Here is a 13,684-nt window from a genome sequence, read left to right as displayed (position 1 = left end):
TAACAAGTTTGTAGGAAGCTCGGTATAGTCAATCCTATATAAATCAAATACCATGTCAGGCTCGGTCAGTCTACTATGATTAGCATTTTGCAGAAACTATAGCTCATTAAAAAAGGCAAATAACGTTAATCGCTATTTGCCTTTTTATGATTTCTGATACTAATCAGCTTTTATCTTTCAGCGCTTATCCTTCGAGCTTCTAATCCTCAAGCACCTAGCCCTCATAATCACGAACTTGGTTACGTAGTTGCTGCTTGTATTCAGGCGTGATTGGTTCATTCTCTTCATCAAGCATAATCGCGTCAAGGTCGCTTGCCATCATATAAGCAATGCTCATCATACTATCAAAACTGCGCACGGCCTGTGGATGTGGCAATGACAAGAATACGACGACACCGTTATAAGTGTTGGTCGCGACACTATGCGGATCAAATGGCGCGATACCGCTATCGGTGATACCCATCATGCTAAACCACAGCATACCAGTGCCGTCTTTCTGCTCATAGCGATGGAACATATTCATCGCGCCATAGCGTAGGCCGTATTTATCAATCAACGCTAACAGATCACGACCACGGATAATCGCCGCTGGACGGTCACGATATTGGTGCGGCAAGATGGTGATATTGATATTGTCTTTAGCATTAATTAAAGGACCATTTTGGGCGTCATCACCTGACTCTGATAGATGCTGATCCAGTATCGGACTGTTGTCATCGAAGCTTGGCTCTTCTGCCGTATCAATGGTTGGCATCAGGCTATCAGTAGCTGACATTAGGCTAGAGAACGCATCAGGCTCTTGCTCGATATGCATCTGATCGGCGACTTCTACAAACTCCGCACTGTCGGCACGGCGCTGCTCTTCTTGCCAGCGCGCGTAGTCCGCTTCATCGATGACGTCATGTTCATCAGTTGCTACGTGGTCACGCTCAGCCGTTAGTTGAGCGTCAACGTTGGTATGCGCTTGCGTCAATGGCTCTTCTTCAACCACAGCATCTAAGTAACTACGATCTGGACCGATGCTCGTCTCGCCTGCGACTGTATCATCAAGGTCGGGCTGATCGACGATATTGCGCTCGTGACGCGGTATGATCGGAATACCATTTTTATCATAATTGACCGCAGCAGCTTCGGTAGCACCGCGGCGCTTAAAGCTACGAATGACCATAAACAGCCCTGCGAGCACGATAAACGCGGCAATGGCAATCAATATAAACTGAATAACGGTCATGATAAATACATCCTAGTATATATAACAAAAGGGAATACACAAACGAGCATAAATGGCAATATTCTAGCATGGCTAACCTATATCGTCACCACATTGTGTACTTTATAACCAGTATGCTGGACTGAGGTCAATCTTATTTGCATTTATGCCAATTGATTGATTATATTTGCATCGCACTGATTCTCATAGCACTTTTAATGTCGACTATTTCACGCTTAGCTCTCTACGTAACGCGCGGCTTCATCGAGCGACACACTGACTAGTGTAGAAATGCCTGCACTTGGCATGGTAATACCTTTTAGCTCATCAGCAATTTGCATCGTCAATTTATTATGACTGATAAATATAAACTGTAAATCATCTGCTAGCTCATGGATGAGGCTGGTAAAGCGCGCAACGTTTGCATCATCAAGCGGTGCATCGACCTCATCAAGCACACAGAACGGTGCAGGATGCTGCTTAAATATCGCAAAAATCAAACTCAATGCAGTAAGGGTTTTTTCACCACCCGATAATACCGCTAAGCGACTGTTGCGTTTGCCCTTTGGCTGCGCCATTAAGGTAAGCCCTGCGCGCCACTGTTCTGACTTTGGCGTATTGGCTGGCATCTCGTCGGTGTTCAACGTCAGGCTGGCTTGTCCACCGCCAAAGACTTTGGCAAATAAATTGGCCAGCTCCTTATTGACCGCATCAAGCGTCTGCATAAACAGCGTTTTAGTCGTCTCATCAATAGAGGCTATCGCTTCAGTCAATGTCTGCATACTGGCCGCAATATCTGCCGTCTGCTGTGCGAGTGGATCTAGGCGTTCGTTCACCTCGGCCAACTCTGCGACCGCTGCTAAATTAACTGGCCCAATCTTGCTCAACTGCTGGGTCAACTTGGCGCGCTCAGATTCAAGCTCAGCGATTTTGTCTGGACGGACGCGCCGATCATGAGCGATAAAATCTGCTAGCAAGTTTGAGACGCTCATGCTTTGTCGAGGTTGCTCAGCTTGCGCTTTATATTTATGACTCACACGATAATAAGCATCTAAAGCGCTCTGCGTGTGTGCGCTAGCATCCTCTAACCGTGCAGCACTCAGTGCCAGCTCAGTAGCATGACGGGCAAGCTCGCTTTGCTGCGTTTGCAATGTATTTTGCAATGTATCAAATGCTGTCTGCTGCTCAGCGTACGTTTGTTTTAGTGCTGTTAGCGCAGTATCACGCTCGTTCAATAGCACTTGCTGCTCATCGCGCGCTGTCTGGGCAGACTGTAGCGTTGCTTGTAGCTCTGGCAACTTGGCCTGCTGCTGATCGTGATGCATCTGTAGACTTTGCTCATTCTCTAACGACTTGTCGTGTTGCTCAGTCGCACGATCCAGACTGCTAACACTATGTTCTAAACGCATCTCGTATTGCTGAATACGCAGCTGCAGTGCTTGCCACGCGTCATCATCGACTTGACGCGCGCGGTTTAGATCGCTGCGCTCAGCTTGCAGTTGCTGAGTTGTCGCTCGTGCCTCTGCTATTTGCGGAGTGAGTGTGGCGATCTCACTTTCAATGTGCTGTTGTTCTTGCTCAAGGGTTTGTTGCTCTTGTACCAGTTCTTGCTTTTCTTGCTCAAGCGTTGCTTTATCAGCGTTCAAACGCTGGCTATCCGCTTGCAACCGCTCAGCATTGGCTCGCTCGGTCGTCAGTTGCTGCTGGTATTGATGCTTATCACGGGTTAACTGCTCAGCTTGCGCGCGCGTTTCTTCCAAGCTAACCATCAACGCATCATAATCGCGCTGGTCTTTTGCAATAGATTTTTGCTGCTCTTGTATTTTGCTTTCAAACTCATCAAGCAAGTCTTCTAACGCTTGCAAACGAGTGCGCTGCTGCAAACGCTGCGTGAGAAATTGACTGCTGCTATCACTTTGATTATCTTGCGCACCAGCGAATTTGCTTAAATTAATCGTTCCATGACGACTGATGAGCCAACCATCTGCGGTAAGTAGGATAGCGGACGATGGTAATAATTTTAGTACATCAGTAAGTGTGTCAATCTCATTCTGTTGACTGGTCTCAAACTGCGCCGTATATATATAGCACTGCTGCCATAGCGAGAGTAGCGGCTGAGTAATCAACTGCGATAATGGCAACACTTTATCAATCAAATTGTCTGGCAATTCGCTGACAAATTCTTGGTCACTAATATCACTTTTCGCAGTTGGCAACCATAAGCTATGACCTGTCTCTATTAGAGTTTTATCTTTTGCACTGGCAGGCGTATTTTGTGCCGTCTGATAAGTCCGTAAATCTGCAATGTCATGCTCAAGCACTTGCCAGAGGCTATCAGTTTTCTGAGAAATGCTATTAGCGTTGTTAACGTCTGATTGCTTGATTTGATTAGCTTGTTGATTAGCAACCAGCACATGGCTATCTAGCCACAATGCTAGGATACTATCGAGTAGCGGCGCATACTCCTGCCCCTTCGCACTTAGCTCAATTTGCTCACGTAGCGTTGCAATGGCTAACGGCTGATGATGTATGCCATTGTTATCCGTCTTATCTTTCGCAGTAGTTTGGGTCTTTGCTGATTGCTGTTGTGTAGGTTTCGGATGCAGTATTTGATGCAGGGTATCGTATTCGCCTGCCAGTAGCGCATGACGCTTTTCATTATCGCTCAGCTCACTCTGTTGTGCGTTTAGTCTCTGCTGCAAGCTATGTGCTTGCGGTTGTATCTCGGATAATCGTTCATCGACGGCTTCGTATTGACGCTTAACCTGCTGCAACTGCATACTTAGCTCAGTGATTTGCTGTTCTAGCACCTGACTTAGATCTTGCGCATCATCCGTCTTACTCACATTAGTACGACTAGATGGCGCTATAGACTGCTGTAATTGCTGCCACAGGTTTTGCCAGTTTTGCTCGCGGCGTTGCCATTTATCATAGCTTTGCTGATGGCGTTTTTGTGCTTGAGTGTTGATAGCTTGCTGCTGCTCAAGCGAACGGGCCTTATCTTGTAAGCGTGACAGATTGTTTTGCGCTTCATGCCACGCGCGTTGTAGTGGCTGCTCATTGCGCTTATAGTTATCACGTTTATCTGTTAGCTCAGTCAGCTGCGGACGCAAGGCTTCTAGCGCTTGATTCTGCTCAGCTTGTTCAGCGTTGAGGCGTTCGATATCAGCGAGTGATTGTGCACGTTGCTGAGCCAAGTCAGACAGTTGCTGCTCGATAGTAGTCAGCTGTGCCTTGGCATCACTTAGCTTATGTTCCGCTTGTTGATAGCCGAGCTGCTGCTGATAGTGAGCGCTCTGGGCATCGTCTTTGAGCCACTGCTCTTGGTTAATACGCGCAGTGAGCTTGTCTTGCTGAGCTTTGAGCGTGTCGTAGTCAGCTTGTAGTGTCGACACCTCCGTAGCACTGCGTTCATGCGCTACTTTCTGCTGTTGATGTGTTTGCTTGGCTTGATAAAGCTGCTGAATAGCAAGCTGCTGCTCGATATCAGCTAGTGTTAAAGCCAACTCTTCGTAACGCTGCGCACTAGCCACCTGTTTAGACAGTGTCTTTTGTTGACGTAGTAATTCGCTTTGCATATCGTGCAGACGCGCTAGATTGTCTTTCGTTCTCTCTAACTTTTTTTGCGTTTCTTCACGGCGAGCCTGATAGCGTGAGACACCTGCCGCCTCTTCGATAAACTCACGCAGCTGCACGGGACTAGACTCAACAATGCGCCCGATCATGCCTTGCTCAATCACCGCATAGCTACGTGCACCCAGCCCTGTACCTAAAAACACATCAACCACATCACGGCGACGGCAACGCGTGCCATTGATAAAATAATCTGAGCGGCCATCTTTATTTACCTGACGACGAACCGATAGCTCTTGGTACAAGTTAAACTCGTGGCGAATGCCAGTCTGCTCATCTTGGGTATGCTCAAACGTCAGCTCGACACTGGCGACGCTTTTGGCTGTCTTATCCTGCGTACCAGCAAAGATAACATCGCTCATCGCCCCGCCGCGTAACTGCTTGGCAGAGGTTTCGCCTAGCACCCAGCGGATAGCATCAATCACATTGGATTTGCCACAGCCGTTCGGCCCGACGATGGCGGTGATACCATGACGAAAAGTAAAGGTTGTTGGATTGGCAAAGGATTTGAAGCCTGCCAGCTTTAGAGATTTTAAACGCATGAAGAGTCAATAAACTTAGCAAAAACAGGCGGCTATTCTACCTGAAATTGTAGTGGGTTTTTAGGGTTAAACTGCTAAGTGCATAAACGATTTTGATTCAAGGCTTTGATGGAACCCTCGTAACAGTTTTTGCTCCACTTGGCAGACGCTATTTTCTGCTAAGTAGTGATTATTAAACTCGATAAAGGCTGCCCAAGAGATACTTGCCACCTCTAAATGATCGACTATCTCTAACAGCTCTGGTCTTAGCAAATGCTGATACTTTCTTGGCCGTTTATGACATAGAGCCAGCTCCCGATCTACGAGCGTTTGCTTGTTTTGCTTTAGCGCGTCACCACCGATAAATAACAGCAAAAACTTTGCCCCTTTTTCAATAAAACCTTTTTCTAATAAGTGCTCATACATCAAGCAGTATTTTAGGATTGGGTCTGGGGTTTTCCGACCAGCGAGTTTTAACTCATTCGCTATCAATACATTCGCCTGATGGTTGTAGGCTAGGTTGTCCATATACATTGCTTTTAGCTCTGTACTGTTTTCAAACATGTCGCTATTACCATGTGTCGACCATGCCCCGCTTGGCTCAAAGTTGATAAACTGCTGATAAAATAAGTTCAGATAAACATCACTGCACAAACTCAAAAAGATATCGAACTCTTTATTTAGGTAATCCTCAGAAAAGAACGTTACGCGGCGCACGGCTTCTCTCGCATTACAGATACCCATCGTTTGCGTTGAATACGTCTCTAGCTGCTCAGTTTCATTCATTTTTGTATTGAGCTTTTTGATGACTGATTGCTCAATCTCTTCTATATTCTTGTCTTTTAACTCTGGGTGGGCCGCCCACTCAATGATTTGGCGTACATATTGCTTTTTAGTAATACCTAAAATACGCTGCGGCTCCCATGCCAAAAACTCTACCATATTAGAGAGACCTGTCGTCCATGATAACTGGTCTTTTAGATGATTCATTGAGCCGAAAACACGGCGGTATTTTTCTGCAGCTTTCATACTAATAATGTCTCACGGTTTGCATACTAATTTTATAAAAACTCATTATTGCTATAAAACACCCAACCCACTCAACAACAACTGCCCTCCAGCAAATATTAACAACACGCCAAACGCGCGCTTAAGCATCAGCGCAGGTAAGATATGGGCAAGCTTGGCACCGACTTTTGCCATTGCAAAACTGGCGACTGAAATAAACAAGAATCCTGTGACATGGACAAATCCTATCGTACCCTCAGGTAGATTGACCACGTCTTGACCGAACCAAGCAAAGCCCGCTGCTCCAGCCAAGGCAATTGGTAGACCGCATGCCGCTGATGTACCGACCGATTGTTTCATCGGCAGCCCTGCCCAATTTAAGAAAGGTACGGTCAAGCTGCCGCCGCCAATGCCAAAAATAGAGGACGCCATACCAATGCCAGTACCTGCACCAAACTGGATGCCGGCCGATGGTAACGGTTTGCCCACCTGCTCTTTATTCGAAAAGAACAGCATTTTTAGAGCGACCAATAGCGCACCGAAACCAATGATAGCCTGTAGTGCTTGCCCATCAATCATATCCGCGATACCAGCGCCAACCAAACTACCGATGACCAACCCAAGCGCCATCTTGCGCCATACTTCCCAGCGCACGCCGCCACGCTTGTTGTGTGCCGTCAGTGAGCTGATTGAAGTTACAACGATGGTCGCTAATGACGTACCAATGGCCAAATGGGTGATTACTTCTGGCGAAAAGTCATAAGCGGTAAAAATCCAGACCAATGCAGGCACGATAATCATGCCACCGCCGACGCCAAACAAGCCCGCGCTGACACCCGCAAACGCGCCTGCAATCACAAACCACACATATAACATCATAGAACGAACCTTTTATAATACTGACTGGCGCTATAGTACTCACTAGCGCTTAGGCATGCTTAATTGTATTTGCCAAATCTCAACGCGACCTTTATGCTGTTTACTCGGTACTGTCTGACCGCAACAATCGCTCAGTATATCAAAGTTTCCTTTAACCACATCGACTAAACTTATGCCGCCACTCACCAGTTTTTCTCCCTATTTATCTGAGCTCAATCATCGTCATGTGGCTAGTAGCGCCTCGACCAATAGCGAGCTGATAGAAGCCTTGCAAAACGGGTCGTTAGATGTCGCCACCGTACACGTTTTGACCGCGGAAACCCAAAGCGCAGGTCGTGGTCAGCACGGGCGCTCGTGGCAATCACCGCGCGGCAATGTCTATCTGTCGCTATATCATCCCGTGCATATGCCAATTAGTGGCTTACTATCGCTCATCATTGGTCTTGAACTGGCAAAAATGCCCGTCATTCAAACGCTGAACGAGCAACTACAAGCACAAGGACTGACGCCAATTGGTGTGAAATGGGCAAATGACTTGGGTTTTTATCAGCAAGCTCAGAGCCAATGTAAAGAGCTACCTAAAGAACAATCTATAACGGACAGCTCGGTATTGGGTTCAGCATTGAATAGTGATGTAGCAAATCAGCGTACCCTACCCTTTAATAAACTGTCTGGGATTTTGATAGAGCCAGTGACGAAAGCTGGCAGGCTGGTCGGTGTGGTGCTAGGCATTGGCCTAAACGTACAGGCAGCACCAAAGCTCACCACACAAACGTCTGAGGGCATGAGTTACCAAGCGATTAGCTTACAAGACATTAATGAGATGCTGTCTTTAGAAACACAACCTGCGAGCCTACCGGACTTACCAGTGCTCTATCAGCAGATGAGCAAAGCATTGATAGCGGCAATGATACGCTTTGAGCATTTGGGCATAGAACAGCCAACGGGTCATACTTATTATTTGAATAGTTTTTTGGAGCAGTTTGCGACGATGGATGCGCTATCAGGTCTGTGCTTACGCGTCACGCAAGACTATAATAACGAAGAAAAAGTCATAACGGGAATCGCTTGCGGTGTCGACACACATGGCTGTTTGCAATTGCGCCAAGATAGCGGTAAGATTTCTACGCTTTTTACTGGACGCATCGACGTTATTTATTAGGCTTAGACAACTATATTGATGAACCCCATCATTAACGAGCACTATATAAAGGGACTTTTATGCTCTGGCTTGATCTTGGAAATACCCGCCTAAAATACTGGCTAACCGATGATATCGGACAAATAGTCGCGCATGATGCCAAGCAGCATTTGCAAGCGCCTGCCGAATTACTTATGGGTCTGACGGATCGCTTTGAGCGTTACGCGCCTGACTTTATTGGTATCTCATCGGTATTGGGTGACAATCTCAATGCCAAAGTATCAGAGACGCTCAGTCGTTTGAATATTCCGTTTGAGTTTGTCCATGTCGATGCAGCACACGCGCTGATGAAAAGTGCTTACAATGATCAGCAGCTCGGCTGTGATCGCTGGCTACAGATGCTCGGTGCGGTCGATAAGAAAAAACGCCAGTGTGTGATTGGTTGCGGTACAGCGGTGACCATTGATTTGATTGATCATGCTGAGCATTTGGGCGGTTATATTTTCCCTAGCATCTACCTGCAACGTGAATCACTGTTCTCTGGTACTAAGCAAATCACTATCTCGAACGGTACTTTTGATAGCGTCAACCAAGGCTTAACCACTCAAGACGCGGTACATCGCGGTATCTTGCTCTCTATCGTCGGCGCGATCAATGAGATTAGCCATCGTCACCCTAATTTTGAATTGATTATGACAGGCGGTGATGCAGCCATTATATCCCAGCATGTTAATCGTCCAGTGCGCTTACGTGATGATTTATTACTAAATGGTTTGGCAAGATACTTTGATTATCGCAATAAGTCTTAACCGCTTATAGATAATTCGGTTTAACGTTGACACAAAAAAAGCAGCACGTTTTGAACGTGCTGCTTTTTTATTTTACTATTAGAAAATAGCTAACGTGTTTCTAGTTATTGCCACAATACTTTCTTATTTGGTCTCGTTAAACAGCTCACGACCGACTAGCATACGGCGAATTTCACTGGTACCTGCGCCAATCTCATACAGCTTGGCATCGCGCCAGTAGCGACCGAGTGGATACTCATTGGTATAGCCATTACCGCCAAATATTTGAATACCTTCACCTGCCATCCATGTGGCTTTTTCGGCACACCATAGAATCACACTGGCGCAATCTTTACGCACTTCTCGACTATGACCCGCACCGCGCGCGTCCAACATGTCCAAATTCTTGCCAACGGTATATAAGAAACTACGACCGGCTTGTAGTATGGTATACATGTCCGCAACTTTACCTTGGATAAGCTGAAACTCACCGATCGCTTGACCAAACTGTTTACGGTCATGGATATAAGGCACGACATTGTCCATCACCGCTTGCATGATACCGATAGGACCTGCGGCCAATACGGCACGCTCGTAATCTAGGCCACTCATCAATACCTTAACGCCTTCATTAAGACCACCCAAGATATTTTCGCTTGGTACTTTTACATTATTAAAAGTCATCTCACCAGTATGGCTACCACGCATGCCGAGCTTGTCTAGCTTTTGCGCGGTACCAAAACCTTCCATACCTTTTTCAACGATAAAGGCCGTCATGCCTTTTGCACCCAATTCAGGATTGGTCTTGGCATAGACCACCATCACGTCAGCATCAGGACCATTGGTAATCCACATTTTGCTACCGTTCAACACATAGCTGCCGTCTTTTTCTTCAGCTTTTAGCTTCATACTAACGACGTCTGAGCCAGCGCCTGTCTCACTCATTGCCAATGCACCGATGAACTCGCCACTGATTAGTTTTGGCAGATATTTCTGCTTTTGTTCTTCAGAACCATTACGTTTGATTTGGTTAATACATAGATTAGAGTGTGCGCCATAGCTAAGCGCTACCGATGCTGAGGCTCGGCTAATCTCTTCCATCGCGACCATGTGTGCGACATAACCCATATTAGAGCCGCCGTACTCTTCAGGAACGGTAATGCCATGTAGACCGAGGTCGCCCATCTTTTGCCACAGATCCATAGGGAACTCATCGCTGCTATCAATCTCGGCAGCACGTGGAGCGATTTCATTGGCTGCAAACTGCTGTACCATATCGCGTAATGCATCAATATCTTCGCCAAGCTGAAAATTCAATCCAGGTAAACTCATAACCATTCCTTGTATTTTAATATTTAATTTTTACAGTAATTATTTAAGACTGACGTTTATTGATTAAGGCACGTGCCACGTTTGAGCCATTTGGTCGCTTTAAGAACTCACTGATACGTTCGCCTGCCACGACCAATTTTCCCAAATCGATACCTGTGCTAATACCCATGCCATGCAGCATATACACCACATCTTCAGTCGCGACATTACCCGTTGCGCCTTTGGCATAAGGACAACCACCTAGGCCAGCGACGGAGGTATCAAACTCACTAACACCCATTTGTAATGCAGCCAGAGTATTGCTCAGTGCTTGACCATAAGTATCATGAAAATGACCCGATAGCATAGAGATATCAGCATACTCGAGTGCAGCTTGCAACGCTCGCTGTACTTTGAGCGGTGTACCCACACCGATCGTATCGGCAATACCAATCTGCTCTGCACCGATCTCAATCAATCGCTTGGTGACATAAGCTACTTGGCTAGGGTCAATCTCGCCTTCATAGGGACAACCAACCGTACAAGAGATCACGCCGCGTACTTTGATGCCTTGTGCTTTTGCTGCAGCAGCCACTGGTGCAAAACGTTCAATACTCTCATCGATACTACAATTGATGTTTTTTTGGCTAAAGGTTTCACTGGCTGAGCCAAAGATAACGATTTCATCAGGACGATGCAAGATAGCATTTTCAAAGCCGCGCATATTGGGTACCAGTACGGAGTAGCAAACGTCCTTCTGCCGCATAGGCGCTAGCGCGTCAAGCAACACGCTATTATCGCCCATTTGTGGCACCCACTTTGGTGAGACAAAACTGGTCGCTTCCAATTTTTTGATACCCGCCGCAATCAAGTCATTGATAAGCGTTTGCTTAACCTCAGTCGGTACCGTCGTTGACTCGTTTTGCAAGCCATCACGTGGACTGACATCAACGATGGTGACATGGCTTGGATACGAATGGCTCATACTTGTCATCCTTCTTATTACTCGGCTGCTAATTGTCAGCCTTTATTAACCTTCAGCATCAATGCGCAATAGCTCATCACCATCAGCGACCAAATCACCTGCTGCAAATAATAGCTCTGCTACCACACCATCTGTCGGTGCGGTAATCGTGTGTTCAATTTTCATGGCTTCGATGACGGCAAGTGGCTCGCCTTTTTTCACAGTATCGCCAACAGCTACTTTGAATGCAACCACTTGTCCTGGCATTGGCGACTTCAAACTGCCGACCGCTGCTGTGTCTTCGCCCACATGTGCCATGATATCAATAAGCGTAATTTCATCACGTCCGCTATCTGTGAATACGTAGACCGTCTCGTTATTTACCCAGCTTTGGGCACTGATACGTGCACCATCTAACCATAAAGTATGATTGTGCGCGTCACTGCTATCGTAGCTGATCTGACCTTCATAAACCGTTTTGGTCTGAGCAGCCACATTGATATTGCTATCATCCTGCGTATTCGCGATTTCTTTACCAATGACGAGCGTAAAACTACTGAGATTATCGCCGCCCTTTTTGCTATCAGTACAACTCGCATTATGCCAATTACTGATGCGAGCGCTATAAGCCTGTTCATCATAAACCAAGCTAAATGAACGAGTATAATCGCTATAAGCACGGAAACCCGTTGGCTTACTAAACGGATCTGAGCCCTGCGTGGTCGCTTCACTCGCAAGCTGCTGGGCAATAGCAGTCACCACAAGCGTCGATAATTCAAGAGGATGCTGATCAAAAAGCTTATCCTGCTCACGCTCTATCAATGCGGTATCAAGATTGGCTTTGCTAAATGAATCTGTATTTAAAATATAACGCAAAAATGCCACGTTATTTGGCAGACCAACGATACGTGTCTGTGCTAATGCACGATCAAGTCTCGCCAACGCTTGCTCACGCGTAGGAGCATGGACGATAAGCTTAGCAATCATAGAGTCGTAAAAAGGACTGATCACATCACCCTCACGTACGCCATCATCGATACGCACATCAGTAATGTTAAAGGTACTATGCCCAGGCTTTTGATAAGTAAACAACGTACCTGTCGCTGGCAAGAAATTGTTGTCAGGGTTTTCAGCACAGATACGCGCCTCAATTGCATGACCGTTGATAGCCAGATCGTCTTGCGCCATTGGCAATGGCTGACCTGCAGCAACCAACAGCTGCCACTCGACCAAATCGACACCTGTAATGGCTTCACTAACGGGATGCTCAACCTGCAAGCGCGTATTCATTTCCATGAAATAAAAATTCATAGCGTCTTCACGCTGCTCAACGATGAATTCAACCGTACCTGCACCAACGTAATCGACCGCACGTGCTGCTTCGATTGCCGCTGTGCCCATTGCTTCACGCATGGCAGTATCAACACCCGGTGCGGGTGCTTCTTCTAGTACTTTTTGATGGCGACGCTGTACTGAGCAATCACGCTCAAACAGATGCACATAATTACCATGCGTATCACCGAATACTTGGATTTCGATATGACGTGGTTTTAGCGCGTATTTTTCGACCAACACTTGATCATTGCCAAAACTGGTAATCGCTTCACGGCGACATGAATCTAACAGGTCAATAAAATCGCTGCTTTTTTCAACGATACGCATACCTTTACCGCCACCACCTGCACTCGCTTTAATCAAGACAGGATAGTCAATACTATCGGCCTGCTGCTGCAAAAACTGTGCGTCTTGATTGTCACCATGATAGCCCGGTATCAGCGGCACACCAGCTGACTCCATCAAGCGCTTGGACTCAGACTTGCCACCCATAGCACGGATAGCATCTGCCGATGGGCCAATAAATACCAAGCCAGCATCTTGGCAAGCCTGCGCAAAGTCTGCATTTTCACTCAAAAACCCATACCCCGGATGAATCGCTTGAGCGCCCGTTTCAAGCGCTATCGCAATAATAGCATCGCCTTTGAGATAACTGTCTTTTGGTGCCGAACCACCCAAATAGATAGCTTCATCACAGACGGCCACATGCTTGGCCTCACGATCCGCATCAGAATAAACAGCAACGGTACTGACGCCAAGACGCTTAGCAGTCGCGGCCACTCGGCAAGCAATTTCACCACGGTTGGCGATTAGAATTTTAGAAAACATAACTATCCCTGTGTCTTGTCGTTATTATTTGACGTCTTGTCTATTTGCCCATTTGCCTATCATTGT

Annotated in this window: 9 protein-coding genes; 2 read left to right on the top strand and 7 right to left on the bottom strand. The window is 46.6% G+C overall.

Going from position 1 to position 13,684, the window contains the following annotated elements; translation table 11 throughout:
• Positions 1-214: 214 nt before the first annotated feature.
• From CXF61_RS11660 to CXF61_RS11645, 4 genes are all read right to left on the bottom strand, one after another.
• Positions 215-1,231 (bottom strand): cell division protein ZipA, encoded by a 1,017-nt coding sequence (locus CXF61_RS11660; RefSeq protein ID WP_160021142.1) that lies wholly within the window; start codon positions 1,229-1,231, stop codon positions 215-217.
• 215 nt (positions 1,232-1,446) lie between these two features.
• The gene (locus CXF61_RS11655) at positions 1,447-5,385 is read right to left on the bottom strand and encodes an AAA family ATPase (RefSeq protein WP_165598303.1); all 3,939 of its coding nucleotides are present in this window, start codon (positions 5,383-5,385) and stop codon (positions 1,447-1,449) included.
• Positions 5,386-5,451: 66 nt separating this feature from the next.
• On the bottom strand, positions 5,452-6,393 hold the full coding sequence (locus tag CXF61_RS11650) for a hypothetical protein (RefSeq protein WP_165598302.1): 942 nt from the start codon (positions 6,391-6,393) through the stop codon (positions 5,452-5,454).
• Between the two features lie 51 nt (positions 6,394-6,444).
• Positions 6,445-7,248 (bottom strand): sulfite exporter TauE/SafE family protein, encoded by an 804-nt coding sequence (locus CXF61_RS11645; protein WP_193834220.1) that lies wholly within the window; start codon positions 7,246-7,248, stop codon positions 6,445-6,447.
• A gap of 175 nt (positions 7,249-7,423) precedes the next feature.
• Here CXF61_RS11645 and CXF61_RS11640 point away from each other — a divergent pair, with 175 nt between their 5' ends.
• A complete protein-coding gene (locus CXF61_RS11640) occupies positions 7,424-8,413 on the top strand; it encodes a biotin--[acetyl-CoA-carboxylase] ligase (RefSeq protein ID WP_165598300.1) in 990 nt (329 codons plus the stop codon).
• Between the two features lie 59 nt (positions 8,414-8,472).
• Positions 8,473-9,201 carry a pantothenate kinase gene (locus CXF61_RS11635; protein ID WP_165598299.1) on the top strand — a complete coding sequence of 243 codons (729 nt, stop codon included), beginning with the start codon at positions 8,473-8,475 and terminating at the stop codon, positions 9,199-9,201.
• 123 nt (positions 9,202-9,324) lie between these two features.
• On the opposite strand, the gene CXF61_RS11630 is transcribed toward CXF61_RS11635, so the two are convergent.
• From CXF61_RS11630 to CXF61_RS11620, 3 genes are read right to left on the bottom strand one after another with little or no spacing between them, the layout of a single operon-like run.
• Positions 9,325-10,512, bottom strand: a complete 1,188-nt coding sequence (locus CXF61_RS11630) for an isovaleryl-CoA dehydrogenase (protein WP_165598298.1) — start codon at positions 10,510-10,512, stop codon at positions 9,325-9,327.
• A gap of 43 nt (positions 10,513-10,555) precedes the next feature.
• Entirely contained in the window at positions 10,556-11,476 is a 921-nt protein-coding gene (locus CXF61_RS11625) for a hydroxymethylglutaryl-CoA lyase (RefSeq protein WP_165598297.1), read from the bottom strand.
• A 45-nt stretch (positions 11,477-11,521) separates the two neighbouring features.
• Positions 11,522-13,618, bottom strand: a complete 2,097-nt coding sequence (locus CXF61_RS11620) for an acetyl/propionyl/methylcrotonyl-CoA carboxylase subunit alpha (protein ID WP_165598296.1) — start codon at positions 13,616-13,618, stop codon at positions 11,522-11,524.
• Between the last annotated feature and the right edge of the window lie 66 nt (positions 13,619-13,684).

This window comes from Psychrobacter sp. 4Dc, from assembly GCF_002836715.1.
Taxonomy (GTDB): domain Bacteria; phylum Pseudomonadota; class Gammaproteobacteria; order Pseudomonadales; family Moraxellaceae; genus Psychrobacter.
The sequence above is the reverse complement of the archived record's forward strand: the minus strand, read 5'-3'. Positions and strand labels throughout refer to the sequence as shown.